The organism is Oceanococcus sp. HetDA_MAG_MS8, assembly GCA_019192445.1.
GTDB lineage: Bacteria > Pseudomonadota > Gammaproteobacteria > Nevskiales > Oceanococcaceae > MS8.
This window is the reverse complement of record JAHCMK010000002.1, coordinates 314,860-341,157: the sequence shown is the minus strand read 5'-3', so window position 1 is coordinate 341,157 and position 26,298 is coordinate 314,860. Positions and strand designations below refer to the sequence as shown.

Annotated in this window: 29 protein-coding genes; 25 read left to right on the top strand and 4 right to left on the bottom strand. The window is 59.5% G+C overall.

The genetic code is table 11. The annotated features are described in order from the left end of the window. Positions 1–21 precede the first annotated feature (21 nt). From gcvPB to KI787_04310, 6 genes are all read left to right on the top strand, one after another. On the top strand, positions 22–1,482 hold the full coding sequence (gcvPB, locus tag KI787_04335; GenBank protein ID MBV6629164.1) for an aminomethyl-transferring glycine dehydrogenase subunit GcvPB: 1,461 nt from the start codon (positions 22–24) through the stop codon (positions 1,480–1,482). 371 nt (positions 1,483–1,853) lie between these two features. Beyond that, on the top strand, positions 1,854–3,137 hold the full coding sequence (locus tag KI787_04330; protein MBV6629163.1) for a hypothetical protein: 1,284 nt from the start codon (positions 1,854–1,856) through the stop codon (positions 3,135–3,137). Positions 3,138–3,290: 153 nt separating this feature from the next. After that, positions 3,291–3,749, top strand: coding sequence for a hypothetical protein (locus KI787_04325; GenBank protein ID MBV6629162.1), 459 nt, complete (start codon positions 3,291–3,293; stop codon positions 3,747–3,749). Between the two features lie 331 nt (positions 3,750–4,080). Then, positions 4,081–4,593, top strand: coding sequence for a DedA family protein (locus tag KI787_04320; GenBank protein MBV6629161.1), 513 nt, complete (start codon positions 4,081–4,083; stop codon positions 4,591–4,593). Between the two features lie 201 nt (positions 4,594–4,794). Next, positions 4,795–5,064, top strand: coding sequence for a glutaredoxin 3 (gene grxC / locus KI787_04315; protein MBV6629160.1), 270 nt, complete (start codon positions 4,795–4,797; stop codon positions 5,062–5,064). An 89-nt stretch (positions 5,065–5,153) separates the two neighbouring features. Next, a complete protein-coding gene (locus KI787_04310) occupies positions 5,154–5,711 on the top strand; it encodes a lipocalin family protein (GenBank protein ID MBV6629159.1) in 558 nt (185 codons plus the stop codon). Between the two features lie 55 nt (positions 5,712–5,766). Here the strand turns inward: KI787_04310 and KI787_04305 are convergent, their stop codons facing one another. Next, a complete protein-coding gene (locus tag KI787_04305) occupies positions 5,767–6,699 on the bottom strand; it encodes a histone deacetylase (protein ID MBV6629158.1) in 933 nt (310 codons plus the stop codon). 211 nt (positions 6,700–6,910) lie between these two features. Between KI787_04305 and KI787_04300 the strand changes: the two genes are divergently transcribed. Then, positions 6,911–7,852 (top strand): carbohydrate kinase family protein, encoded by a 942-nt coding sequence (locus KI787_04300; GenBank protein ID MBV6629157.1) that lies wholly within the window; start codon positions 6,911–6,913, stop codon positions 7,850–7,852. Positions 7,853–8,094: 242 nt separating this feature from the next. Here the strand turns inward: KI787_04300 and xth are convergent, their stop codons facing one another. Then, positions 8,095–8,859: an exodeoxyribonuclease III gene (gene xth, locus KI787_04295; GenBank protein MBV6629156.1), complete on the bottom strand. Its 765-nt coding sequence runs from the start codon at positions 8,857–8,859 to the stop codon at positions 8,095–8,097. A gap of 80 nt (positions 8,860–8,939) precedes the next feature. Between xth and KI787_04290 the strand changes: the two genes are divergently transcribed. The 8 genes from KI787_04290 to KI787_04255 all read left to right on the top strand — a co-directional run bounded on the left by KI787_04290 (position 8,940) and on the right by KI787_04255 (position 17,858). After that, the gene (locus tag KI787_04290) at positions 8,940–9,704 is read left to right on the top strand and encodes a TetR/AcrR family transcriptional regulator (protein ID MBV6629155.1); all 765 of its coding nucleotides are present in this window, start codon (positions 8,940–8,942) and stop codon (positions 9,702–9,704) included. Beyond that, the gene (locus KI787_04285) at positions 9,701–11,029 is read left to right on the top strand and encodes a TolC family protein (protein MBV6629154.1); all 1,329 of its coding nucleotides are present in this window, start codon (positions 9,701–9,703) and stop codon (positions 11,027–11,029) included. Before KI787_04290 ends, KI787_04285 begins: the two co-directional genes overlap by 4 nt. A 31-nt stretch (positions 11,030–11,060) precedes the next feature. Further along, positions 11,061–12,179 (top strand): efflux RND transporter periplasmic adaptor subunit, encoded by a 1,119-nt coding sequence (locus KI787_04280; GenBank protein MBV6629153.1) that lies wholly within the window; start codon positions 11,061–11,063, stop codon positions 12,177–12,179. 20 nt (positions 12,180–12,199) lie between these two features. Next, positions 12,200–15,328, top strand: coding sequence for an efflux RND transporter permease subunit (locus KI787_04275; GenBank protein ID MBV6629152.1), 3,129 nt, complete (start codon positions 12,200–12,202; stop codon positions 15,326–15,328). A gap of 379 nt (positions 15,329–15,707) precedes the next feature. Then, positions 15,708–16,070 carry a hypothetical protein gene (locus KI787_04270; GenBank protein MBV6629151.1) on the top strand — a complete coding sequence of 121 codons (363 nt, stop codon included), beginning with the start codon at positions 15,708–15,710 and terminating at the stop codon, positions 16,068–16,070. Between the two features lie 115 nt (positions 16,071–16,185). Continuing rightward, a complete protein-coding gene (locus tag KI787_04265; GenBank protein MBV6629150.1) occupies positions 16,186–16,953 on the top strand; it encodes an NERD domain-containing protein in 768 nt (255 codons plus the stop codon). Between the two features lie 45 nt (positions 16,954–16,998). Beyond that, the gene (locus KI787_04260) at positions 16,999–17,268 is read left to right on the top strand and encodes a hypothetical protein (GenBank protein MBV6629149.1); all 270 of its coding nucleotides are present in this window, start codon (positions 16,999–17,001) and stop codon (positions 17,266–17,268) included. A gap of 23 nt (positions 17,269–17,291) precedes the next feature. Beyond that, complete coding sequence (locus KI787_04255) at positions 17,292–17,858, top strand: hypothetical protein (protein MBV6629148.1); 567 nt, start codon at positions 17,292–17,294, stop codon at positions 17,856–17,858. Positions 17,859–18,065: 207 nt separating this feature from the next. On the opposite strand, the gene KI787_04250 is transcribed toward KI787_04255, so the two are convergent. Then, positions 18,066–19,376 carry an alpha/beta hydrolase gene (locus KI787_04250; protein MBV6629147.1) on the bottom strand — a complete coding sequence of 437 codons (1,311 nt, stop codon included), beginning with the start codon at positions 19,374–19,376 and terminating at the stop codon, positions 18,066–18,068. A gap of 123 nt (positions 19,377–19,499) precedes the next feature. Between KI787_04250 and KI787_04245 the strand changes: the two genes are divergently transcribed. The 10 genes from KI787_04245 to KI787_04200 all read left to right on the top strand — a co-directional run bounded on the left by KI787_04245 (position 19,500) and on the right by KI787_04200 (position 24,747). Next, complete coding sequence (locus KI787_04245) at positions 19,500–20,360, top strand: hypothetical protein (protein ID MBV6629146.1); 861 nt, start codon at positions 19,500–19,502, stop codon at positions 20,358–20,360. Positions 20,361–20,364: 4 nt separating this feature from the next. After that, on the top strand, positions 20,365–21,102 hold the full coding sequence (locus KI787_04240) for a hypothetical protein (protein ID MBV6629145.1): 738 nt from the start codon (positions 20,365–20,367) through the stop codon (positions 21,100–21,102). A 130-nt stretch (positions 21,103–21,232) separates the two neighbouring features. Further along, positions 21,233–21,604: a hypothetical protein gene (locus tag KI787_04235; GenBank protein ID MBV6629144.1), complete on the top strand. Its 372-nt coding sequence runs from the start codon at positions 21,233–21,235 to the stop codon at positions 21,602–21,604. 32 nt (positions 21,605–21,636) lie between these two features. Beyond that, positions 21,637–22,014 (top strand): hypothetical protein, encoded by a 378-nt coding sequence (locus tag KI787_04230; protein MBV6629143.1) that lies wholly within the window; start codon positions 21,637–21,639, stop codon positions 22,012–22,014. 154 nt (positions 22,015–22,168) lie between these two features. Then, positions 22,169–22,360, top strand: a complete 192-nt coding sequence (locus tag KI787_04225; GenBank protein ID MBV6629142.1) for a hypothetical protein — start codon at positions 22,169–22,171, stop codon at positions 22,358–22,360. Beyond that, positions 22,357–22,869 (top strand): hypothetical protein, encoded by a 513-nt coding sequence (locus tag KI787_04220; protein ID MBV6629141.1) that lies wholly within the window; start codon positions 22,357–22,359, stop codon positions 22,867–22,869. Before KI787_04225 ends, KI787_04220 begins: the two co-directional genes overlap by 4 nt. Next, the gene (locus KI787_04215; protein MBV6629140.1) at positions 22,866–23,171 is read left to right on the top strand and encodes a hypothetical protein; all 306 of its coding nucleotides are present in this window, start codon (positions 22,866–22,868) and stop codon (positions 23,169–23,171) included. Before KI787_04220 ends, KI787_04215 begins: the two co-directional genes overlap by 4 nt. A 188-nt stretch (positions 23,172–23,359) precedes the next feature. Continuing rightward, positions 23,360–23,749, top strand: a complete 390-nt coding sequence (locus tag KI787_04210; protein MBV6629139.1) for a TonB family protein — start codon at positions 23,360–23,362, stop codon at positions 23,747–23,749. A gap of 435 nt (positions 23,750–24,184) precedes the next feature. After that, positions 24,185–24,451 (top strand): prevent-host-death protein, encoded by a 267-nt coding sequence (locus KI787_04205; GenBank protein ID MBV6629138.1) that lies wholly within the window; start codon positions 24,185–24,187, stop codon positions 24,449–24,451. Next, on the top strand, positions 24,448–24,747 hold the full coding sequence (locus KI787_04200; GenBank protein ID MBV6629137.1) for a type II toxin-antitoxin system RelE/ParE family toxin: 300 nt from the start codon (positions 24,448–24,450) through the stop codon (positions 24,745–24,747). The genes KI787_04205 and KI787_04200 overlap by 4 nt, the downstream gene beginning before the upstream one ends. 152 nt (positions 24,748–24,899) lie before the next feature. Here the strand turns inward: KI787_04200 and dbpA are convergent, their stop codons facing one another. Continuing rightward, positions 24,900–26,279 carry an ATP-dependent RNA helicase DbpA gene (gene dbpA / locus KI787_04195; GenBank protein MBV6629136.1) on the bottom strand — a complete coding sequence of 460 codons (1,380 nt, stop codon included), beginning with the start codon at positions 26,277–26,279 and terminating at the stop codon, positions 24,900–24,902. Between the last annotated feature and the right edge of the window lie 19 nt (positions 26,280–26,298).

Below are 26,298 nucleotides of genomic sequence, written 5' to 3'. Positions count from 1 at the left end.
CGAGCACACTGGAGTCGAACCATGACTGAACCCCTGATTTTCGAACACACCAGCCCCGGTCGTTACGCCACCGCTCAGGCCCCCAAAGCCCAAGAGCTGCCAGCCGACCTGCCTGCTGAATTGCGCCGCACCGACAAGCCCCTGCTGCCGGAAGTCTCCGAGCTGCAGGCCGTGCGTCATTACACCCGTCTGTCGCAGCTCAACTTCTCCATCGATACGCACTTCTACCCCCTGGGTTCGTGCACGATGAAGTACAACCCGCGGGCCTGTAACAGCCTGGCCATGCTGCCTGAGTTTCTGCACCGTCATCCCCTGGCGCCGCCCGAGCACAGCCAAGGCTTTCTGACCTGCATGTTTGAGCTGCAGGAAATGCTCAAGTCGGTGACCGGGATGAAAGCCGTCTCGCTCACCCCCATGGCCGGCGCCCAGGGCGAGTTGGCCGGTGTGGCCATGATCCGTGCCTATCACGATGCCCGCGGCGACCATGCGCGCAACGAAATCATCGTGCCCGATGCGGCTCACGGTACCAACCCGGCCACCGCCATTCAGTGCGGTATGAAAGTGCGCGAAATTCCCACTAACGCCGAAGGCGATGTGGATTTCGAGGCCTTGGAAGCCGCTCTGGGCCCGCAGACCGCCGGCATCATGCTCACCAACCCCTCCACGCTGGGAGTGTTCGAGCGCCGTATTGAAGAAATTGCCGCCAAGGTGCACGAAGCCGGTGGCTTGCTCTACTACGATGGCGCCAACCTCAACGCCATCCTGGGTCAGGTCCGCCCCGGCGACATGGGCTTTGACGTCATCCACATGAACCTGCACAAGACCTTCTCCACGCCGCATGGCGGTGGTGGCCCAGGTGCCGGCGCTGTGGGTGTGTCAGCCCGTCTGGAGCCCTTCCTGCCTACCCCGCTGGTGGTGCAAGACGGTGAGCAATACCGCTTTGCCGATCAGGACGAGCGTCCGCAGTCCATCGGCCGTCTGTCGGCCTTCCAGGGCAACGCCGGCGTGCTGATCCGGGCCTATGTCTATGCCCGTATGCTGGGTGCAGACGGTATGCGTCAGGTGGGTGAATTCGCCACCCTCAACGCCAACTACCTCATGCATCGCCTGCGTGAGAAAGGCTTCGATCTGGCCTTCCCCACGCGACGGGCTACCCACGAGTTCATCGTCACCCTCAAGCGCCAGAAGCAAGAGCTCACGCTCACCGCGACCGACGTGGCCAAGCGCCTGCTGGACTTCGGCTTCCACGCGCCCACGGTGTACTTCCCGCTCTTGGTGCCCGAGTGCTTGCTGATTGAGCCCACCGAAACCGAAGAGCGTGATGCTCTGGATGCTTTTGTGGAGGCCATGGAAACCATCTACGAAGAGGCTCAGGCCGACATCGAGAAGGTGAAGGGCGCCCCTTACACCCAGCCGGTCCGCCGCCTGGATGATGTGCGTGCCGCCCGGCAGTTGGATCTGACCTACACGCCTGAGGCTTAAGCCTCAGCGCGTGATTGCGGGGCTACGCCCTCGCTAGTCACAGTCGCCAAGACCATGAAGCCGCAGACCTATGCTGGGTCTGCGGCTTTTTTGTAGTGGCGCCTCCTGGGGGTGACGCCGCTTGCTGGCCGAGGACGGCCAGGCCGGCTGCCATACAAGGCCCCAGCCGCCGCCTAAGGTGTGATTCGTTGGGCTACTGAATGTGCCTTGAAGGCGTATTCGACCAGAGTCTTGCGACCAAATGCGCATAGACCGAAGCGGGGTGGGTGTCTACTTTGTAGCCCACGCTCAGATGCCTTTTTGAGGCACTGCAGTCAACATCGGGGTGGCCAATGCACCCCGAAGAACAGTCCGCTTTGGGAGACAACAACATGCGTATTCGTTCTGCCGTTGTGGGCGGCGTTGCCGGCCTGCTTTTATCGGCGTCCCCTTGGGTTCACGCGATGTCGGAAGACAGCGAGGACCACGCTTATAAACCTTTAAAACTCAACCTGTCTGAAGACGGGAAAAAGTATGTGCGGTTCATCCTCTGGCATCAGCAGTGGGCTCAAACCAACAACCTCGATGACGACTCCAATTTCCAGCTGGAATCCTTTGCGCGGCGGTCAAGGGTGCTGGCTTATGCGCAGATTTCCTCGCGTTTCTTGATCTTGACCCACTTCGGTTTGAACAACCTCACGCCGGGCAACATGACCAGCCTGGGCAACAACGGAGATTCCTCGCAGTTATTCCTGCACGATGCCTGGGGCGAGTTCAAGGTGTCGGACGACAACTCCTTGTACATCGGTACCGGTCTGCACTACTGGAAGGGACTCACTCGCTTGTCCAACGCCAGCACGCTGAACTTTATGACCATGGATAACCCGCGGCCTTTTGTGCACTGGCATAACCTGGCGGTGACCGACCAGTTCGCGCGCGCCATGGGCGTGTATGCCAAAGGCCAAATTGGCAACTTCGACTACCGTGTGGCGGTGAATAACCCGGCCAGAAACGGCATCCAAAGCGGTTTTCTGCAGGACGGTAGTGTGAACACCACCCGAACGTATAACGGCTTCGATCAGCCTGATGAGTCCGGCGATACCGTGGGTCGGATGATCTACGAGGGCTATTTCCGCTATCAATTCGCCGATAAAGAGTCCACCAAGCTGCCCTACCAAGTGGGCACCTACCTGGGCAAAAAGAACGTGATGGGCGTCGGGGCCGGGTTCTTCCTGCATCCTGATGGTATGTACAACAATGTGGCTCAAGACCACGAGAATGTCAGCCACTACGCGCTGGACTTTTTCATGGACCGGCCACTGCGCGGGGATGATTGCCTAAATGCTTACGCGTCGGTGATTCAGTTCGACTATGGCGACGACTTTGTCAGCCGCTGGGCTGGTACGGGGACCACCTTCTACGGCCACCTGGGCTACAAGTTCCCCGGCTCCAAATTCATGCCCTACATCGCGCTGCAAAATGCCGATTACGATGGCTGGGACGAAACCGTGCGTTCCACCGATATCGGCGTGAACTACTTCCTAAACGGGCATCACGCCAAGATCACGCTGGAATACCACCGTATTGAGAACGATATTCGCGAAGGGGCCATTACGGACTTTGGCGATAACAACAGCCTGAGCCAAATTCGCCTGCAAACCCATATCTTCCTGTAGGCCGCAGAGGGACATCGCTGCGAACATCTAAACGGAACGGTGAGCCCGGCGCTTGACGCAAGTCAAGCAGGCGCCTGACAGTGATGGCTACATTGGAAACCCTGGGGGCTATGTCCCTCAGGGTTTTCTTGCTTCACCGCGGAGACGACGATCATGCAATTTGCCCAGATCCACGATGTGCTGCACAGTACGCAAGTGTTTCACCAGGAGTTGAGCGAGCGTTATCAGGCTGTCGCCAAAGAGTCGGCCTTACCACGCCTCAAAATGCTGCTTGATTACTTGGCCGGGCATGAAGCGGCCCAGGCCCAAGCCCTGGCTCGATATGAAGCGGATGCGCCGCAAGCCGTTGCGCAAACCTGGTATCAATCTCCGCCAGAACTTAATTTGCCTCTATCACCGGAAGCTCTTAAGCAAACACTGCCCAGCTTAGATCTCGCCCAGCTAGTGGACTTGGCCGTGCGCTACCACGAGGCCCTGGTGCGCTATTACAACGAACTGAAAGACCGTGCTCCGAGTGTGGCTACGGCGGAGTTATTTGCTCACCTGGCCAGTACCGAGGCCAAGGAGGCGATGCGGGTGGTCAGGGACGCCGAAGAACTACAAGACCTGTAGAGAGCACTGCTTGACTCGCTGCACTTGCGATCTGCATCGCCGGCGGTGCTCCCAAAGAGTGATGAGATGGGCTCACATATGGCCGATAGGCTGCGCTTTCTGCGCTCCGGCGGCGATGCAGATCGCTGCGTTCGCGGACTCAATCAGTGCTCTCTGCCATGTTTCCGGGCTGCTGCGGCTTGAGGCTTGACCCAGCAGTGGTGCTCTCAGGGAATGATGAGATGGGCGCACATATCGTCTGTGGACTGCGCCTGCATCTGTTTTTATGAGGGGCGCGAAGGTAGTCTGAGCCGCACGGCGGCACTGACTTGGCCTTGATAAAGGAACCCCCATGACCGACATGCTTCTGGCCTGGTTGGAGCGCAACCAGGAATCGGCGTTGCTGCTGGTGCCGCTGTTTGCCTTTATGGAAACCTGCATTGGCATTGGGCTGTTTGTCTCCAGTTTATTTTTGGTCATCGCCTGTTCCATCATTTATGCCAATGGTTGGGCGGGCCTAGAGGCCATGGTTCCCCTGGCCTTGTTGGGCTCCAGCCTGGGTGACCACGTGGGCTATTACGTCGGGCGGGCCGTGGGGCCAGGGATTCATGAGCTGCGTTTCGTGCGCCGCTACCGAGGCAAGTTAGAGCAGGCAGAAGGATTGGTGCGCCGTTATGGCAGTGCGGCCATTTTTATTGGCCGCTTCATTCCGGCTATTCGCAGCCTGATTCCAGCCCTGCTGGGCTTGAGCGAGTTTCCGCGCTGGCGCTACACCGCGCTGGATCTCGCCGCCTGCGGGCTGTGGGCTTTGGCGCTGGGTGCTATTGTTAAAGGCGCCAATACCGTGTTTGTGACGGCGACCTAGCCCGCTGCGCTGGCGCGCACTGCCAGAGGGCGTTTGCAGGCCGGCCGTTACTCTGAGGCAATGCCACTCGTGCGCAGCCATTGGTATGGCGCGGCGCCAGCGATGGCGCGCATACATTCCGGGAGGGCGTACGGGCTGCTGCCAAGGCTTTGGCATGTGCCTTGCTCTCACTCATTCATCTGTTATGCCCTTGAATTGTTGATGTCTGCTGCTTCTAAAAAAATCCTCATGTACAGCAAAGCCACCTGTCCTTTTTGTGTGGCGGCCAAGCGCTTGTTTGCCCAAAAAGGGCTGAGCTACGAGGAAATAGAAATCAGTGGCCGCCCGGAGCTTGCCGCTGAGATGCGTCAGCGGGCCAATGGGGGCCACACCGTGCCGCAAATTTTTATTGGCGACACCCATGTGGGTGGGGCGACAGATCTGTTCGCGCTAGACGCCAAGGGCCAGCTCGACCCTCTGCTCAGCGCCTAGTCGCTCATGTCCGCAGCGATGCTCGTGCATCCACGGCGGAAGATTCTGCGATATTGGTCTGCACACTCTTCTCTTCCCGGTGTGTGCTTATGCGTGCTCTTGCCCTTATGACCCTAGTTCTATTGCAGGCTTGTGCCAGCCTTTCGGGTGGAGCCGGCCGAGAGCCCATTGCTCAAGCGTCTAGCGTTGACCTGGATGCCTTTATGGGCGCTTGGTATGTCATTGCCCACATTCCGCCACCGGGCGAGGGTGAGGCCTATAACGGGGTCGAACACTATCGCCTGGGGGATGATGGCCGCATCCTCACGACCTATCGCTTTCGCAAAGGTGGCTTCGGTGGTCCGCTCAAAACCTACACCCCCAACGCCAAGGTGGTACCGAATACCGGTAATGCGGAATGGGGCATGCAATTCATTTGGCCGTTTCGCGCGGAATACATCATCTCCGCTCTGGATGTGGAGCAGGGCATCACGATCATCGGGCGCAACAAGCGCGACTATGTGTGGTTGATGGCCCGCCAGCCAGAGCTGAGTGCGCAGCAGTATCAGGACTGGGTGCAGCGCATAGCCGACATGGGCTACAACCTGGATGACCTGCGCAAGCACCCTCAGCAATGGCCAGAGGCTGAGCCACGGCCCCCGCGTTAAGTTCCTGAGATAACTCCGCCCACGGATGTTGCTTTCCTGGGGCAACAGCTCGGCGTTATGCAGCCCAACCCTGGTGTAAACGCCATTCAGCCATGGCGCTGCGATGCAGCAGGCCATGGCGGGCTGCCAGCCGCTCCACATTGTTGTCATAACCGCCGCCAATCACGCAGGCCACGGGCAGGCTGCGCTCTAAACAGCAACGAATCACATACCGATCGCGAGCCTGCACGCCGGCGTCGCTGAGCTCAAGCAAGCCCAGCCGATCGTCGGCGTGCACGTCTGCACCAGCATCGTAAATGACCAGCTCAGGGTCAAAGTCTTGGAGTACCCCTTCCAGCGCCTGCTGTAAGGCTTGGAGGTACCCGGTGTCACTGAGGCCATTGTCGAGGGGGACATCCAAGTCGCTCTGCGCCTTGCGAGCCGGGAAATTTTTTTGCGCGTGCAAGGACAAGGTGAACACCTCCGGTCGCTGTTCGAGGATGCGCGCCGTGCCATCCCCCTGATGAACATCGCAGTCCACAATGAGCACACGCTTTATCTGCTGCGTTTCAACCGCCCACAACGCCGCCACGGCTAAATCGTTGAGCAAGCAGTATCCGGCGCCAAAATCGCGATGCGCATGATGGGTGCCGCCGGCTAAGTGGCAGGCGAGGCCATTATGGAGTGCTTGGCGCACCGTTTCTACGGTGCCGCCCACGGCGGTGACCGAGCGCTGCACCAAGGCGGGCGACCAGGGCAAGCCTTGGCGACGTACTGCGGCTGCGTCCAGCTCGCCGGCGAAAAATCGTTGCAGGTAGTGGGGGCAGTGCGCCAATTCCAGTAGCTCGGTAGGGGCGGGGGCGGGCTGCACCAGTTGCTCGCTCCGAATCACCTTGTGCTCCAGCAGGTGGGCGTGCAGTAGAGCGAACTTGGTCATGGGGAAACGGTGTTTTTCTGGAAGAATTACCTGCGAGTAATTCGGGTGGTACACCATGGCTACGCCCGTCATACGGGGCTCCTCGTATATGGAATCTGACCTGCCATCAAGGCTGCGTTACCCTGCGCGCTAAGCTGCTCGTTCGTAGCCTTACCAGGCTCGGCATCCAATGGCCGGGCAGGCTGCGAACTACACCGGGCATTTGTATTGAGCTGGGGCGTTCTACGCCGTGCCTGTGGCCCATTTAGCCGCATGCTTTTCACTCCAAAATTTCGAGATATTCATGACTGCATTGATTACCGGTTCCATGGCCTTCGACACCATCATGGTGTACCCCGGCGAGTTCCAGGACTCCATCCTGCCGGACAAAGTCCACATGCTGAACGTGGCCTTCCTGGTACCAGAGTTGCGCCGCGAATTTGGTGGTTGCGCGGGCAACATCGCCTATAACCTGCAGTTGTTGGGCGGCCAAGGCCAGGCCATGGCTGCTGTGGGCGCCGACTTTGGGCCCTACCGCGAACACTGGCGCAAGCTGGGTATCGACATGACCCGCCTCCAAGAGGTGCCAGAGAGCTACACCGCTCAGGCCTTCATTACTACGGACCTCAAAGACAATCAGATCACGGCTTTCCACCCCGGCGCCATGAACTTCGCCCACCAGCAAGCGGTGCCTGCTGATGCGGGAATCACGCTGGGTACCGTAAGCCCCGACGGTCGTGATGGCATGATCGCTCACGCCCAGCAATTCGCCGACGCCGGCATTCCTTTTCTTTTCGACCCCGGCCAGGGCCTGCCCATGTTCAACGGCGAAGAGTTGTTGCAGTTCATCGAGCAGGCAACCTGGGTGGCGGTGAACGACTACGAAGCGCAGATGATTGCCGAGCGTACTGGGCATTCCGTAGAAGAATTGGCGACCAAGGTGGAGGCCTTTATCGTCACCCGAGGTGGGGAGGGATCGCAGATCCACCTCGACAACTCGGTGCTAGAGATTCCCGCAGCCAAGCCAGAAGCCATCAAAGACCCCACCGGGTGCGGCGATGCCTACCGTGCCGGCCTGCTCTATGGCTTACAGCACAAACTGAGTTGGGAGCAGACCGGCCGCATCGCCAGCTTGCTCGGCGCCATCAAAATTGCCGTGGCAGGCACCCAAAATCACAGCTTCAGCCGCAGCGAGTTCGCGCAGGCTTACCAACAGGCCTTCGATCAGCAATATCCCTTGGTGTAGTCCTGGGCATTGGATGTAGGGCCCATGCCCTATCGCCGTTGGCTGCACGGCTGGCTTGTGCCTCCTAAGGGCACAAAAAAAACGCCCGGATCGACGCAAACTCGATCCGGGCATTAGTGCTGGCACTGGGAGGGGTATGTGCCAGCTGTAATCACTACGCAAACACTATCAATTTGGATTCACGGCTACCTTCAGAAAAAACACGTTGCAAATAGCCGGTTTGTGGGAAAAAACACAAAATACTAGTCAGCCAGAGTGACGATAACGGGCGCATGGTCCGAGGGGCGTTCCCATTTGCGGGGCACCTTGTCCACTTTCCAATCTTGCAGGCGATCATGTAAGGGCTTGCTTAGCAGCACATGATCAATGCGCAAACCCATGTTGCGGCGGAAGGCGGCTTGACGGTAGTCCCACCAGGTGAAACGGTCGTGGCCGTTCCGCTCAGGGTCAAAGCTATCGCTCAGGCCCAGGGCACATAGGGCTTGAAGCCCCTCTCGCTCTGGCTCGGAGCAGTGCAGGTTGCCTTCCCATTTGTCAGGGTCGTGGCTGTCTTCCTCAAAGGGCGCAATATTAAAGTCACCCATCACCGCAACTTGTGAGTGGGCCTCGAGTTCCTCGGCCACGCGCTGGCGCAGTTCTTCCAGCCACTCCAGCTTGAAAGCGTATTTGTCGCTGCCGACTTCTTTGCCATTCACCACGTAGCAATTCACTACGCGTACGCCGCCAATGGTGGCGATGATCACGCGGGCCTGGCCATCGGAAAGACCGGTCCAGATATCCTCGATGGCTTGATCCTGCCGGGCTAACAAGGCCACACCGTTGTAAGTCTTTTGGCCGTAGTGCACCGCTTGGTAGCCCACTTCGGCGATGGCCTCATGCGGGAAGTTCTCGGTGATGAGTTTGGTTTCCTGGAGGCCCAATACATCGGGTTGTTCCAACTGCAGCCATTCCTGCACATGCGGCAGGCGGGCTTTAACGGAGTTCACATTCCAAGTGGCGAGTTTCATGGGCAGGGGGATCACAAATCAGCCCCTATTGTCGACCATCTGAGGACATGCCGGGGCTTGACCTCTGAGGAATAATGAATATGATTCAGAACTCGAACCATATTCAGATGGATGTTGCTTTGGCACCAGCCCACCCCCGTAAGCAGCGCGAACTCTGGGAACGTGAGCAGCGCCTGCTCGACATCGCCCACGAACTGATCGCTCAGGATGGCTTGCTCGCCTTACAGATGAGTCAGCTGGCGCGCGCGGCGGAATATGCCATTGGCACTATCTACAGCCATTTTTCTTCCAAAGAAGATTTGCTTCTTGCGCTGGCCGTGCGTTCTGGCACCCTGCGCTTGGAGCAAATTCGCAAAGCCGTGGACTGGAATGGACCCAGCCGCCTGCGCATGATGGCCGTGGCCATGGCGGACTGGCAGTTCATGAATCGCCATCCGGAATATGCGCGCATCGAGCAATACGCCATTTCGGAGGTGGTCTGGGCGCGGGCTTCGGAGCAGCGGCGCGACGAATTCGTGCGCTCCCGTGAGCCCATCGGGGCCGGCATCTTCGAGATTGTGGAGGATGCTCGGGCCAACGGTGAGCTACCCAAAGATGGGTTTGTCACCGAAGAGCTGCCCTTTGGCATGTGGACCATGCTCATCGGCACCCACCAGTTGGCGCATGCGCAAGGGCTGCTGGAGCACTTCGCGATTCATGATCCTTACACCTTAATGGTGCGTCATATGACCTTATGGCTGAACGGCCTGGACTGGCAGCCATTGATTTCTCCGCATGATGCACAGGCCCAAGACGGGCTTTGCCAGCGTTTACGCACCGAAGTTTTTCCTGAGGAATTGCCATGACCTTCGCCTTTAGCCATTGGCGACTCACCGCCCTGGTCTTGTTGCTACTGCCGCAAGCAGCCTCGGCAATGACCCTGCTTGAAGCGGTGGACCGCGCCTCCAAACACGATGCCCGCGTGCCCATTTCGCGTGCTATTTCTCGGGGCGACGCCGAGCGTGCCGCGCTGGATCGGGCCAGCTTGCTCCCGCAGTTATCGCTCAATGCCGCCGTAGCCGAGAACGACCAAGAAATTAGCTCGGTGTTCTTTGGCACCTTGCAAGAGTCCTGGATGGATAACCGGTGGTCGGTGGAGTTGCGTCAGGCCGTTTTGCGCTGGGACATGCGCAGCCGCTGGAACCGCACGGAATTACGTCAGGCCTTGGCCATCACCGACGAACAGCTGCGTATTCAAGACTTCTTAACCCGCGTGATCGACCGCTACTGCCGCGTGCTGGAAACCCAGGCCGACCTGGCCTTTGCTCAGGCTGAGGTCCAAGCATTGCAGCGCGAGCAAGACACCGTGGTGGATCGCCAGTCAGTGGGCTTGGCCACGCTCACCGCCGTGCGTGAAACTCAGGCACGTTTTGCCCTGGCTCAAGCCAATTTGCTGCTGGCTGAAGACGCCAAGCAACAAGCAGAGGATGCTCTGATCGAACTGGTGGGTCTGCCATTGCCCGCCCTGCAGCCGCTGCCGGAGCAACTGCCCGTACTGCCCAAGCCGGCCGCCGACTTGGCGGAGTTCATCCGGCGTAGCGAAACCTCAGCCTTGGCCGTTCGCCAGGCCCAGCTGCAACTGGATATTGCGCGCTCGGAAGTGGTGTCGGCTAAAGCCGAAGCTGCTCCGCAGCTTGATTTGGTGGGCAGCTACCGCGACGAAGACTCCGCCGACTTCACCCTGGGCCAGGAAGTGCAGGCTAGCCGCATTGCCTTGGAATTGAATGTGCCGCTGTACGCCGGCGGCGGCGCCCGCAAGGCCCTGCGCGCCGCGCAGGCCGATGTGGATAGCCTGGATTCACAATTGGAACTGGCCCTGCGCCAAGCCCGCCAAGAGGCGCAAAACGCCTGGCGCGCAGTCGACACCCAGTACCGGCGCTTGAATGCTCTGGCCACGGCCCAAGAGGCGGCCGAGCTGGCATTAGCGGCCACCGAAGATGGCCTAGACGCGGGCACGCGCACCCAGCTGGATGTGCTCGAAGCACGCTCCGCCCGGCTATCGGCTCAGCGCGACGCCACCCTGGCACGCTACGCCGCCCTGCGCGCGCTAGCTCGCCAGGAAGCCGCTGCGGGTGACCTTCGCGAAGACGACATCAACCGCTTTCAAACTTTATTTCAGCCGGCCTCCTAAGCCGCGGCACTGACAGTACGAGGACACACTCATGACCAAAAGAATGACTCTGATGCTGCTGGCTGTAGCGGTGGTATTTGGCGGCATCTTCGGCTTCAAGGCCTTTGTGAACACACAAATGCAGGCCTACTTCGACAATCAGCCTATCCCGCCCGCCACGGTCAGCACCGCGCAGGCGCAAACCATGCGCTGGGCCGAAGAAATCACCGCCGTGGGTACCGTGGTGGCCGACCAGTCGGTGGCACTCAGTGCCGAAGTCACCGGCCGGGTGACGGCTATTGCCTTTCAATCGGGCGACATTGTCGAAGCTGGCCAGGTATTGGTTGAGCTCGATTCCGAGCTCGATGCTGCCGACCTGAATGCCTTGCAGGCCCAGCTGCAACTGGCCCGCAGCGAATACGACCGTATTGCGGCCTTGTATAAGCAGCAACGGGTGTCCAAATCGGAGCGCGATGCGGCGCAGTCGCAACGCGACGCCCTGGCGGCGCAGGTGGCCTCGCGAACCGCAGCCCTGGCCAAGAAAACCATCCGCGCCCCCTTCGCGGGCCGCTTGGGTATTCGCCGTATCAACTTGGGCCAAGTGCTCAGCGCTGGCACCGAGATTGTGCGGTTAAGCGCCTTGGAGCCCCTGCATGTGGACTTCAGCTTGCCGGCTCAACAAGCTGCGCGGGTGGGCGACGATGTTGAGGTAAAGGTGGAAGTGGCGGGGGTAGATAGCGCTCTGAATGCTCAGCTCAGCGCCGTTGAGTCGGAAATTGATCGCAGCACGCGCAACCTCAATCTGCGGGTGACATTGGACCAAGCTCCGCAGAACCTACGCCCTGGCGCCTTTGCCGACCTCACATTGGTGCTGCCGCAATCCGCTAATCGCGTAGTGGTGCCCCAGGCAGCAGTCACCTTCAACCCCTATGGCGACACGGTGTTCGTGGTGAATCCGCCTCAGGAGGAGGGGGCCAAACCCACTGCTGAACAACGCTTTATTCGTACCGGCGATGCCCGCGGTGACTTTGTGGTGGTGCTGGAAGGTCTGAGCGAAGGCGAAGACGTGGTCACCAGTGGCCAGCTCAAAGTACGCAATGGCGGCAGCCTGGTCATCGATAACGACAACGCGCCGCAGGCTCAACTGCAGCCGCAGCCGCAAAACTCCTAATCGCCCCGCGGAGACCCGCCATGGCATTTACCGATATTTTCATCAAACGCCCGGTGCTGGCCACTGTGGTCAGCCTGTTCATTTTGCTGTTGGGCCTGCGCGCTATGTCCGACCTGAACGTGCGCCAGTACCCCGAGCTACAAAACGCCGTCATTACCGTATCCACGGTGTATGTAGGCGCCGATGCCGACCTGGTTCGAGGCTTTATTACAACCCCACTGGAAAAATCCATTGCCAGTGCGGAGGGTATTGAATATTTGTCCTCGGCCAGCTTGCAAGGCGTGAGCTCCATCAACGCCTTCTTACGCTTGGATGCCGACCCCAACGAGGTGCTCACGCAAATCGCCTCCAAGGTGGATGCCGTCCGCTCCGACCTGCCTGAAGGCTCGGAAGAGCCAGCCATTGTGCTGGCGGTGGGTGAAACCACGGCAGCCATGTATTTGTCCTTCTTCTCGGATGTGCTGGACAACAACCAGATCACCGACTACTTGGTGCGTGTGGTGCAGCCCAAGCTCTCCACCGTGCCTGGTGTGCAGTCAGCCGATGTTCTAGGCGGACGCACCTTTGCCATGCGCATCTGGCTAGACCCCGAGCGTCTGGCCGCTAGCAATGTAACTGCCTCCGAGGTTTATGCGGCCCTGCGCAGCAATAACGTGCTGGCCGCGGTCGGCGCCACCAAGGGCAGCCTGCTCAGCGTGAACCTCACCGCCTCCACCGACTTGAGCAGTCGGGATGATTTCGCCCAGCTCATCGTCCGCCAAGATGGCGATGCTTTAGTCCGCCTGCAGGATGTAGCCACCATTGAGCAAGGCGCCGAGTCTTACGCCACCTCGGTGTCTTTCAATGGCCAAAACGCAACCTTCATGGGCATTTCGGTTGCTCCTGATGCCAACCTGCTGGACGTGATTGGCCGCGTGCGCGACGCCTGGCCGCAGATCAAGGCCGACTTCCCCCAAGGGCTGGAAGCCAAAATCCCCTACGACTCCACGCGCTACATCGAGGATGCCATCAGCGAAGTGCAAACCACGCTGATTGAGGCCCTGGTGATTGTGATTGTGGTGATCTTTCTCTTCCTGGGCTCGCTACGCGCGGTGATTGTGCCGGCCATTGCTGTGCCGTTATCGCTGGTGGGCGGCATCTTCCTGATGTTGCTCATGGGCTTTTCCATCAACCTGCTCACCTTGCTGGCGATGGTGCTGGCCATTGGCATGGTGGTGGATGACGCCATCATCGTGCTGGAAAACGTGCACCGTCACGTCGAAGAAGGCATGCAGCCCATGGACGCCGCTCTCAAAGGGGCGCGAGAGCTGGCCGGGCCCATCGTGGCGATGACTCTCACACTGGTGGCGGTGTATGCCCCCATCGGCTTTTTGGGCGGGCTCACTGGAGCCTTGTTCATCGAGTTTGCCTTCACCCTGGCCGGGGCCGTTCTCATCTCTGGTGTGGTGGCGCTGACGCTGTCGCCGGTGATGTGTGCCAAGTTGCTCAAGCCCAAAACCGAAGGCGGTGCGGGCCGTTTTGAGCGAGGCGTAGAAGCCTACTTCGGGCGCTTGGAAAAGGCCTACGAGCGGCGCTTGCACGGCGCGCTAAACACCCCGCCGGTACTGGTGGTTTTTGGCCTCATCGTGTTGGTGAGCTGCTACTTCTTGTATGTAAGCTCACCCACCGAGCTGGCACCGCAAGAAGATCAAGGCGTGATTTTCATGCTCTCTGAAGGGGCGCCCAACGCCAACCTGGATTACACCCAGCAATATACTGAAGAGCTCTTTGGCATTTCCAAAGACCTGCCCGAAGTGGGCAACTACTTCTTGCTGAATGGCGTGGGTGCCGGTGGCGGCGCTGCTAGCGCTAACCAAGCCATCTCGGGCATGGTGATGAAGCCCTGGAGTGAGCGTGATCGCACCACCCCAGAGGTGTTCAATGAGGTGAACCAACGCATTGCTGGTGTAAGTGGCCTCAAAACCGCCGCGTTCATGCCACCCGCTCTGCCCTCCGGTGGCCAAGGCTTTCCAGTGGAGTTTGTGATTGGAGCCGTGGGCGCCACCGAGCGCCTCAAAGAGGTGGCCGACCAGATGGTGGGCCGCGCCTTCGCGTCGGGCAAATTCATCTTCGCTCAAACCGACCTCAAAATTAACCGTCCTCAAAGCAAGGTGGTCATCGACCGTGAAAAAGCGGCCAGTTTGGGCCTGAGCATGCAGGACATTGCCGGCGAGCTCTCTGCCATGCTCTCCGGCGGTTATGTGAACCGCTACTCCCAGGCCGGACGCAGCTACAAAGTGGTGCCGCAGGTGCAACGCAGCAGCCGTCTGAACCCCGAGCAGCTGCTGAATTACCGCATCCGCACCGCCTCGGGTGACCTGGTGCCTTTGTCCACCGTGGTCAGTCTGAAGACCGAGGTGCAGCCACAGTCGCTGAACCGTTTCCAACAGCTGGACTCGGCCACCGTCTCCGGCGTCCCGCGTCCTGGGGTGCCCTTGGGTGAAGCCATTGCCGTGCTGGAACAAGCTGCCGATGAGCTCTTCCCGCCAGGATTCTCTCGCGACTACGGCGGCCAAACCCGCCAGTTCAAAAACGAAGGTAGCGCGCTGGTGGCCACCTTCTTCTTCGCCATCATCGTCATCTACTTGGTGCTGGCGGCGCAGTTCGAATCCTTCCGCGACCCGCTCATCATTTTGGTGACTGTGCCCATGTCCATCTGCGGCGCACTTATCTTCGTCTCGCTGGGGCTCACCACGGTCAACATCTACACCCAGGTGGGGCTGGTTACCCTCATCGGAGTGATTGCCAAACACGGCATCCTCATCGTGGAATTCGCCAACCAACTCCAACGCGAAGGCCACGACAAACGCACCGCCGTGGAAAAAGCCAGCGCCATCCGCCTGCGTCCCGTGCTCATGACCACCGCCGCGCTGGTGATTGCCATGGTGCCCCTGCTCATCGCCAGCGGCCCCGGCGCCGCCGCACGCTTCGCCATCGGCCTGGTCATCGCCACCGGCATGACCATCGGCACCGCCTTCACTCTCTTCGTCCTCCCCGCCGTGTACCTCTACCTCGGGCAGGATCTGCAGGGCAAAGCCCTGGAGAGCCCAGCGCAAGGGGATGACGACGGCAACGATAAGTCCGAATTGGAGCCGCAGCCGGCTGGGTGACGACGCTGCAGTGAGCTGACAATGAGCCCATCAAAACGCCCCGCACTTGCGGGGCATTTTGTTGCTGCTATCGGTAGCTGGCCACCATTTTGCACACCGGAAGCTGCAGGCTAAACCCTGTTTGATGAGATGGGGCTATTGCGCAGCAAGTCCCTTCTGCTTCCCCGGAACTCGCCTTTATCCCCGAATTAACTCCATGGTTTTAGCGACTTGTTTTCTCTAGGTCTGAGCACTGAAATGCACGTGCTTAACCGGAGTTAACTCTCACGTTCATTAGATAAAGATTTCCTCGGTTGCTCAATCGCGTATAGACAAACAGGCTTGGATTGGAATAAAAAGCCTTTGAGTGCGGTAACGCCAAAGTAATCTGGAGGGGACAATGTATCGACGCTCAACACTCAGAGTAATGGTGGTGCTGCTATGTAGTTGTTTTTTCGGCTGCACAAGCCTGCATGTGGTGCCTATGGATAATGCTGTTGGGGCCCAAGTTCAGGGCCTGATTGGCAAGCAGGCGCATTTGCGTACCAAAAGTGGAATGACACAACGCGGTACCCTCAAAAAAGTGAGTGAGGACAGCGTCGTAATTGGTAACCAGCAGTTTCCGACTGATGAGGTGAGCAAGCTCCAGGTAAGGAGCTTCTCTCCTGGGAAAACACTCTTCCTATTAGGTGGGTACTTGTTATTCGTGCGCGCTGCCTTTGACGACTGCACAATTCCTCCCATTGTTTGTACAGATGACTGAAGGCCATGGGCATTATGCGAAGGTGCAGGCTGGGGTATGAGTACAAAGGGCTGGCTGTGCGTTTAGTGAGTGGATCCCCCGTACGGAAGCAGTTCTGCATTGGCGGTTCTGGGGGTTGGCCTTGAAATCGCCAATTAAGGCAAAGCCACTGAATAATCCTGGAGAGTCGCTCGACAAGCAGCTCCAGAAAGTTGTGTACGACGATGTTGTAGCGAATGTATTCGCGTCGGTCGTGCTGATTGTGATGGCAACCACTGAGTGGTGGAAGTGGTATTGGGAGTCTCCACCTTCGCCTTGGCTTTACACGATCTGCGCCTTGCTGTTCTCTGCCTATACTGCGTGGAAGGTGCGAAGGGCTTTGGCAAAGGTGAAGAACCTGAGGCTGGGGCGGGATGGTGAGAAGGCCATTGGCCAGTTTCTGGAGTCGCTGCGTGAATCGGGCGCCAAGGTGTTCCACGACGTCATTGGTGAAGGTTTCAATCTGGACCACGTCGTGATTCACCCGACTGGGGTGTATGTTGTAGAAACAAAGACTCTCTCCAAACCCGACCGCGGCGAAGCGAAGCTCGTCTTCGATGGAAGGCGCGTTCTCAAGAACAACCGAGAAATGGATCGCAACGCCGTCACGCAGGTTGCTGCAGGTGGTGCCTGGCTTAGAGAGCTGCTGCATAGCAGTACAGGGCATCGATTCCCTGTACGTCCTGTTGTTGTGTACCCCGGCTGGTTTATCCAGCCCACCGCAGAAGCCAAGACCAGCGAAGTGTGGGTGCTGAACCCCAAAGCGCTCCCAGCCTTCATTTCCAACAGCAAGACGAGGCTGAGTTCGGAGCAGGTCAGTCTGTGTGCGTACCATCTAAGTCGTCACATTCGCAATGCACCTTAGGCTCAATCACGCCTGAACATGTGTCATTACCGGGAGGGTAGAACTGTGTCCAAACGATCCCTCAAGGCTGTGCTGCTATGCCTTGCACTGACATCCTTGGACGTCATAGCCCAGCCCGCCACATGGGACGATGCCGCCTTTATAGATGACGAGTGGTCGATGGCTGTCACGCTGGAAAACCCCAAGCAACGCTACTTCTACTTTCCGCCACGTACGGACTTCGGGGTGCCGGCGGCCGGTACGCCCTGGTTGTTGTGCTCCCTGGAGGGCCGGGTGGGGCTTCACAAAGGACTAATTACGGGGCTATCTACCTGAATGCGATGCCTGTGGACTTCGTGATGGCTCAACTTTTGAGTGTTAAGTGGTCGCCAGAGCAAAGAATCGTCTGGCCCACCGAAAAGATCATGGATGTGCAGGTGGAGTTCACCACGTCTGAGTTTATTACTGCGGTGATAGACGATGTGAGAGGCCGTGTGCGCATCGATCCGCAGCGGATTATTTTGATGGGGGCATCATCTAGTGGCGGGGCTGTGATGACGGCTGCGCTGACGAACTCCGATGTCTCGGGCGCATTGCTAACGGGTTCAGTTTTTCGTGAGCACCAGCTGCCACCTATGCGCGGCGCAGCCGCAAAGCGTTTTTTTCTCGTGCAGGGTGTGTCGGATGACATTACCCCCTTCCACTACGCACAAACAGCGGCTCAGACCTTGTCCCGGCATGGCGCTGATGTTCGACTCTACGCAATGCCCAGTGGCCACCACCCTCGATGGCCGAATAACTTCCGCGGTGTGTATGGCTACGCTTTTCACTGGCTGCAAGGCGATCACAACTCCAATATCGAACGCCGTCACCCTCCTCAGGCTGCACAAGACCCAAAACTCCCGCGCCGGTTTAGGCGGCATTAATTCTGTTCTGGACGGGTATGATGTATGGCTTGAGCTGCCTTGCTCATAAGGGAAAACGGGGACGCAGCATCAATTTCGGCGGCGCAGAATCAAAGGGAGCGTAATGCCATTTCGTCCAAAGAACTCTCCAGAGCGCCATGCACTTGTGGGGCACTTGGTTCGTTGTGCTCGTTCCAGTAGGGTGCAGGGTTACTGGCTGACAACCCCTTATCCTTCTTGAGAAATCTCAGCAAAGACCGCCTCCGGGCGAGCGTAGAGCAATAGCTGGCCCGCATTGGGGACTGCGACTACCGGCTTGTCGGGGTAGAACCCGCGCACGTCGCTGATATCCACGATGTCGTCAGCCGCACCATGAATCGCGGTGACGGGTACGGCATGCCGACTAAGCGATTGCCAGTCGCGGCACTGCAGAGTGACCGCTTCGACAAACCGTTCCGCACCGGCTGCCGCCGCACTGGATACTGCGGGGCACAGACCTTCGACCAAACTGTTGTCTTCCAGAGCCGCAGCATCCGCCGCTTGCGCACGGTACGCGGTTTGTAAGGAACGTCTTGCGTGTCCTGAGCGGACATAGCCCACGCCGAGACGCGCAAATGGCAACAGTAAGCCAGGCTGCCGACGGACCAGTTGTGCCCAAACACGGCGACTGATCGGCAACGCCTCATAATTCGCTGGCGTCAAGGGAACCGGGCCGGCGCAGGTGAAAACCCGAGTGAGCAGATCCGGGCACTCGCGTGCGAGCGCGTGCGCGTAAATTGCACCGACGACGTTGCCAAGAACTGGCAGCGGACCCAAGCCGCGTCGCTCTAGCCAGTCGGCGATGCGGCGCGAGACCATCGACAAGTCATGGTCCGCTGGCGGCGGCGCACTGCTACCGGCGTAACCTGGACGAGCAAGGGCCAAGATCCGCAGACCGAATTTCTTAGCAGCTGCAGTGACGGTGGGCGGCAGTTCGGGGCCGAGCAGAGCGGTGTGCAGGAGCAGAACCGGATATCCGTCGGTCGCCCCGTACTCAAAGTGACAGATATGACTGCCGTCAGCGAGTTCCGTACGGATGACCTCTCCCGCGACAGCCGTCCCCGCATGCTCCTGCGCGGACACCAACGCCAAGCCGCGAACCAGGAGGATGAGTTCGGCTTGCGTGCGACAGGGAGTCCGCGCCAACAGACGCTTAAGCTGGGTGCGCAGGGTATGCAAGGAGCGATGTCGTTGAACAGCGATATCGGCTAGCGATGCCCCTTCGAGGAGTGCGGCAATGATCTGCAGTTCGGTCTTGCTAAAGCCAAAGATGGCCTGGAGGGATGCCGCCAGTCTTTCGTTCCAGCCGTTCGGCATCTGCGCGGAAATGGTTGCCGCCTGCTGCAGGTGCGGTTCCAGCGAGTCCAGAAGTCCGCCAGCCGCTCGCGGCGAGCACTGAGCCGCCTCGTAGATGGCCTGCATCAGCTCTGGGAAGCGCCGTGAGTCGGATCCACTGGCGTAACACAAAGCAATCAAAGGATGCGTATCACCATTCCCCATCGGACTTCAGGATGATCTAGACCTCCGCCAGTTTACGAAAGGAATACACCATGTGGGGTATTGGTGATCCCGAGCACGACGCGCATAGTCATCGGCCTGGTAGTTTGCTAAGGGACACTCGCGATGAACACGCTCCACAACGCTTTCAGTAGTGCCTTCGTGGTGGCTCTACTCGCCACTTCGCTAGTCGGTACAGCCTTCGCTGGCACGGCTTCCATCATGAACGGCAAGGATGTCACCGATATCGAATATTCCGGCGACAAACTGCGCATGGATACCGATGACAAAGGCGAGGGATACATGGTTATCCGCGACGGCCGCATGTTTGTCGTTACTGGAGAAACCGTGATGGACGCCTCGGCCATGATGAGCATGTTTGGTGGCGCAATCCCTGACCCGGGTCCCAGCGTGGCCAAGGTGGAGGATCTGCGCAAAACCAGTCGCTCCGAAACCGTCGCCGGAATCCGCGGGGAAGTCTGGGAAATCCGCTATCTCGATGACGATGGCAGGCCGCAAACCAGCGAGGTGGTTTTGTCCAAAGATGCTCGGGCGCGTGAGTTCCAGCAGGCCATGGGTCTGATGACGCGTACTCTCTTGCAGGCCGCGGGCAAAGACACCCGCAGCGCAGACGTGATGCTGGACGAGTTCGAAAAGCGCAATCGCGGAATGTTACGCATGGGGGATGAGTTTCGGGTGAGTGCGTTGACGGACCAGCGGGTCGCGCAGGACCGCTTCAATCTGCCTTCTGAGCCCGTTAGCCTGCCGGGATTCGGCAGCAACTCCGTCTTCAGCGGCGATGACGATCGCGCTGCGGCCAGCGATGAGGGGAGGGGGTTGAAGGGCCTCGGCGGGCTGTTCGGTAAGAAGGCGGAGCGCCAGCAGGGGCGTATCGAAGACCGCACGGAGGCCGAAGTGGACGAAGCTACGGACAGCGCGGTCGACAAGGCGCTGAACAAGGCCTTCGACAAACTTTTTGGAAATTGATCCCATGTCTTCGGAGCGCTTCTCCATGGTCACCGCCATTTATTCTCAGTTCCATCGGCGCCTGTACGCCGCGTCAACCACGGCCCTGGCGGTCTCGATCATCGCGGCATGTTCTGGAGGTTCTGCGAGTGCAGAATCTCTGGTCGCGACCTGCTTAGCCGACGCAATGGCTGATCCCTGTACGCTGCTGACGGAAGAGCGTTTGCGTTCGGTCATCGGCGATGTGGGCGAGATCACGGGAGAAACCTTCACGATTGCTCGCTCGACAAGTTGCGACTACAGCTGGTCGGGTAGCCGCACCATGAAAATGCAGGTGGGTACGATGACCTTCGAGAATTCGATCGATGACGAGGCCTCGCTGAGTATCGAGGAATTTGCCGAGGACGCTGAGAAAGCCAAAGCCCGCTTTGCGGCAGCCTACCGGCCGCGCTCCGCCGAAGAGCAGGCAAGAACGGCCGATAACTTAAGCGACAAAGCGGCAGAGGGTGTTGCCGCCGAGCACCAAGATATGGCGCGCGATTTCGCGCGGTCGATGGTCAGCAAGATCAATTATGTGACGGTCAATGAAGACGACCTTGGCGACGCGGCTGCCTGGGGCGGGCTGCCGAAGAGTCGCGCACTTCTTGTGCTGGTCGGTAAGCACTCGCTGAACGTCAATCTCAAGCGCAGCGACGACGATGCCGAGCACAAGGCCGACTCCATTGCGCTGGCCAAGGAATTGCTCAAGAGCTGCGGCGGTTAGGCTACCGGGGCAGTCGTCGTTGCTTGGTTTGCCGATCTGCGCGTCTCGCGAGGTCAGGCCACAAGGCTTGCGGCTTCACGGATGTTGTTCCCTCCGTTAATCTGAGAATTCGACAACTCGGAGGGGTGTCATGCGTATCCGCATCCTGCTGATGATGGTGTGTGGTCTGGGGCTGGGCCTCGTGGCCTGCGGCGGCTCTGATTCCGGAGCCAGCACCATCAAAGTGTTCAAGAGCGATGGCAGCAGCCAGTGCCAAAACAACGGTACCTCGGTGGAAGAGATGCAGATGGAGTTGGTGGAGGCTGGTATTGATGTGATCTGCGGGCAAAAGGGCAATGACGGCGGCTTTTACTGCGCGGCCTGTGGTTGCCCCACGGGAGACATCAACGTGTACACCATCAATGCGGCCAATCAGGCCGATGCCGAGTCGCTGGGCTTTGGGCCGGTGAGCGATCTGGAAAACTATCAGGACAGTGCCTGTCCACAGCCCGCTTCAGGCTGATGTTCTGATTGGATGGCTGGGAGAGGGACTGCGTGATCATCATGGCCTTGAATGCGTCGGCGCCCTTGCGTCTGGGCCTGACTGTGCTGTTGTTGCTTGCAGGCATCGCGGCATCCAGAGCCAGTGAGCCTGCGCGTCCCGTTGCGCTTCAGGCGGAAGCTGCGGGGGCAAAGGAGCCCTTCTGGAAGGTTCGCACAAGGGTATGGAACACCCGGCCCCAGCGCCTGGAGTGGCCGCTGCGTGCTGAGAACATCAGCGACGCCGAAGTGCGCCAGATTCAGGCCGCCGTGCTTGGCCTGGTTCCGGGAGCGACCGTGAACATTGGTGGCGTGACTCTGGGTTGCCCTTGCGAAGACGGGGCGGGCTGTACCGAGCAGATCTGGGTTGTCGCCCATGCAGGCGCTGAATAAATCGCTGTGCTCGCAATCTGACTCGTCGGCGGTGCTCGCACTCCTCACATATCGCCCATATGCTGCGGGTCCTGCGCTCCGGCGGCGGGCCAGCTTGCTTCGCTCGCGGCTTTCTTCAGCGCCTGCAGATCAACCCGAGTTCAGCCGGGGTCTCATGCTTTCGCGCATTCATGACCGCTGGCAGATCGGCCCGCTGCAAAGCTGGTGGCTGGAACATGACGCCTTGCATGGTGTGCCTGAAGGTCAGTCGGCGAGCTTGCAGGGTCTGGATCAGGCAGCAGCTCATGCTCGACTGCAAGAGTTGTTTGAGGCATTTCCACATTGCACCGAGTCAGCACCATCATGAGTGAATCCGTACAAAGCCCTTTGGATGCCCTCACCCCACCTGCGGAGCAGGGGCAGTGCTTTAGCCACAGCAGCGAGCTTCCTATCCCGGCCGAAGATGTCTTGGCCACGCTGAATTTTGCGGGGGTGAACTTCGAGCTCGGCCCCTGGGTGCAAATGTCGGCTCCGGCGAGCTGGGCTAGCCAGGGCATCACCGCCTGGCCCACCAACCAATATTTGTTTTCGAGCTGGATCACGCTCTTCGGGTTCATTCCCATCGATCGCCATCACTTCCAGCTGCGTGGTGTGGACCCCGCCAGTGGTTTTGTGGAGTGCTCGCGGTCCTGGAATAACCGCTATTGGCACCATGCCCGCCGCATCCAAAGCCTGCCACAAGGCTGTCGCGTGACCGACACCGTGCACTACCGCTCCCGCCTGCCGATATTGGGCTGGCTACTCAAGCCCGTGTATCAAGCAGTATTTGCCTGGCGGCACCGCCAGCTCCGCAAAAAATTCGGCCAATTGGCGTGAAGGTTTCCCTCGCCCTCGTGCTCGCCACCACGCTGGCCGCTGTGAGTGGCTGTTCCTCAGGCTGGGGTGATAAGTCTGACGCGGCGCTGGCCGCGCCGCCTGAGCCCTGCACCCCAGCCTGGAATCAGTGGGTAGAACATCAACTTCCTACCGGCGACGGTGCCGGGCATGGCCCCGATCTTGGCAGCGAGGAGTGGCAATCGGTGGTGGAATTTCGCCTGGGCGTTCGCGGCCAGTCCCAGGTTCCACAGCGTAGGACGCCAGCCTGGTGCGATTTCGTCCATCGGCGGATTCAAGAATGAGGCTTATCCTCAAGAGTGCTGGCCCTTTGCACTGTCATCACAGTGCCCCATTAATGGCCACGGATGTCCGCCGCACTGCGGCAACCTCGTATCCCTTACTGAGCCTATGCATCTGCAGGCTGGATGCGCGCCGGTGACTTTGCTCTCCGGCCCCACGTCGGGATAGGTGTTGACAGCGGTAATTGCCCATGAAAGCAGTTTTTCTCTTGTCCTTGGCGCTGACGCTTTTCGGTTGCGCCATGGCGCCGGAGGTACCCGATGCGTTGCCGGTCGCGGAGCGGCCGGATATTCAGGGCAGAGGATGTCCCGCAATGGCGATACTGCGGGTTCCACCCAAATACCCCCGCAACGCCATCCTTTCCGGACAGGAGGGTTGGGTGCTGATTGAGGTGGAGTATTCGGCCTACGGGCAGGTGATATCCACGCAGTCCTTGCAGGCCAGTCCGCCCGGCGTTTTCGAGCATGCAACCGAGGTCGCGTTGTCAAACTGGCGCTTCAAGGCGTCCGGGCAACCGGGTCAATGCACCATGGTGATGGAATTTGCCATAGCCAAGCGCAGGCCTGAATCCGTCCTCTGAGAAGCCCCTGCGGCGGCTCTGAATCCTGCCATCGGAGCCATGATCGAGCATGGGGTGGCTCTGACGGATCTGCGTGCGACCCACGGCGGCATGTCGCTGGGTATGGCCCTTATCCTTTTCTGCTCTCGACATCCCCGCAGGGTGTTCGCATCGGCTTGTTGGTCGTCCCCGCTCTGATGGTGGGGATGGTTGAGGCGCGAACCCTAGGTATGCTTGTCGAGTCAGCCGCCAACGCGGTCATGCTGCTGTACAAGGGCGGCCAGTCTGGTGCATTCCCATGAGTGGCTGCGCGGGAGTGCCGCCGCAGGCTGTGCCGCGGTGTCACAGGCAGCGCCCGGCGCGGCGTCAGCGGCGATGGGCGGAACTGCGAAAGGGGTTGCCGAGGATTCTGGCGCGGCGTATCGTGTAATGCATATGCAATGCATTGGTTTGCTTATGAAATCGGCAACAATTCCTCCGCTTCGTGTCACGCCCGAGCTACGACGGGAGGTCGAGAGTGTGCTTAAAGACGGTGAGTCACTAAGCGGGTTTGTGGAGGATTCACTCAAACGCCAGATTCAGCACCGCAAGAACCAAAAGACCTTCCTGGAGCGTGGTCTAGCCGCCCGTGAAGCCGCCAAGGCAACAGGCGAGTACTTTGATAAAGATGAAGTGATGGAGTCTTTGCAATCCATCCTTGAGGCAGCTCAGCACCAAGGGTGAGTTTTCAGCTTCGGTTTACCGCAGAGGCCAAGGCTGATCTGGAGAGGCTGTTCGAGTTTTTTGCTCAAACTGATCCCGAGGTCGGCAAGCGAGCACTATCGACCATCCAGCGGGCATGGGGCGTACTGGAGGAGTTTCCTTTTTCCTGTAGGAAGGCTGACCCCCTCAACCCATTTTTACGCGAGTTGGTCATTCCCTTCGGTGGCGCCGGTTATGTGGCTCTCTTCGAAATAGATGACGCGCAAACGGTCACCGTTCTGGCGCTTCGTCATCAGCGCGAAGACGACTATCACTAACTTACGCGTCGAGCTACCCGCTAAGGAGACGCTGAATAAATCGCTGTGCTCCGGCGGCGGGCCACCTTGCTTCGCTCGCGGATTTCTTCAGCGCCTCCCTAAGAGTTGACCCTTTGCACTGTCATCACAGTGCCCCATTCAGGGTGCCTCAGCTACAAGCTCCGCACCCGAAACTTGCGCCCCTTCACGCCGGCTTCCTGCAAACTGCGTTGTACTTGGCGCAGGGCTTTGCGCGGCACGCCCACGTAGCTGCGGGTGGGGAACACATCAATCTTGCCCACCTCTTTGCCGGCCAGTCCGGCTTGGGCGGTAAGCGCCCCGAGGATGTCGCCAGGGCGCAGTTTGTGTTTGCGGCCGGCATCAATCACCAGAGTTCCCATGCTGGGCTGGGGGAGTTGGATTTGGAGTTGGGCCGGTAGGGCCGGCAGTTTGGCCCACTCTGGGACTTCGGCGAGATCGGGTACGATGCGCTCCAGGCGGCCTCGTTCGCGTTCGGCGACCAAGTTTAGCACCAGCCCTGATGCTCCGGCGCGGCCGGTGCGACCCACACGGTGGGTGTGCACTTCGGGGTCGGGGGAGAGCTCAAAAGACATCACCAGTGGCAGGTTCTTGATATCTAGCCCACGTGCAGCCACGTCGGTGGCCACCAGCACCGGGCAGCTCCCATTGGCGAATTGCACCAGAGCATCCTCGCGTTGACGCTGGTCCAGGTCGCCGTGCAGGGCCTGCACAACGACGCCGCGTTGCTGCAGGGTTTTGGCCAGTTTGCTGGTGTCGTTTTTGGTCTGGCAGAAAATCAGGCAGGCCTCGGGCTGGTGCTCGGCCAGTAGCGCTAGAACGGCCTGGGGCTTGTGCGCGATTTCCACGGCGTAGAAGCGCTGCGCAATGCTGCTGGCAGTATGTTGTTGCTCCACCACAATGCTCTGCGGCTGACGCTGGCAGCCGGCGCTGAGTTCTTCAATTTCCGCCGGGTAGGTGGCCGAGAACAGCCAGGTGCGGCGGCTGGCACGGGTGAAATTGAGGATGGCGTGCACATCCTCCATAAAGCCCATGTCTAGCATGCGGTCGGCTTCATCCAGCACTACGGTGCGCGCCGTGCCCAGGTTCAGGGCGCCGCGTTGAGCCAGGTCGCGCACCCGCCCCGGTGTGCCCACCACAATGTGAGGTATGTGCACCAGCGAGGAGAGCTGGTGCTGAATGGGCACCCCGCCACACAGGCTGAGCAGTTTGACATTGGGTAGGGTGCTGGCCAGCGCACGGATTTCCTTGGCCACTTGGTCGGCCAGCTCCCGCGTGGGGCAGAGCACCAGCGCCTGCAGTTTGTTCACCTGCGCAGCATCCAGATGGGCCAGCAGCCCCAACCCAAAGGCCGCGGTTTTGCCGCTGCCGGTCATGGCCTGGGCGCGAATATCCTTACCCGCCAGCATCACCGGCAAGGCTTGTGCCTGGATGGGCGTCATCTCGGAGTAGCCGCGTTGTCCTACGGCTTGGAGCAGGGGGGTGGGAAGGGCGCTGTCGCTGAATTTAGTCATCGCCCATTATCCGCTACCC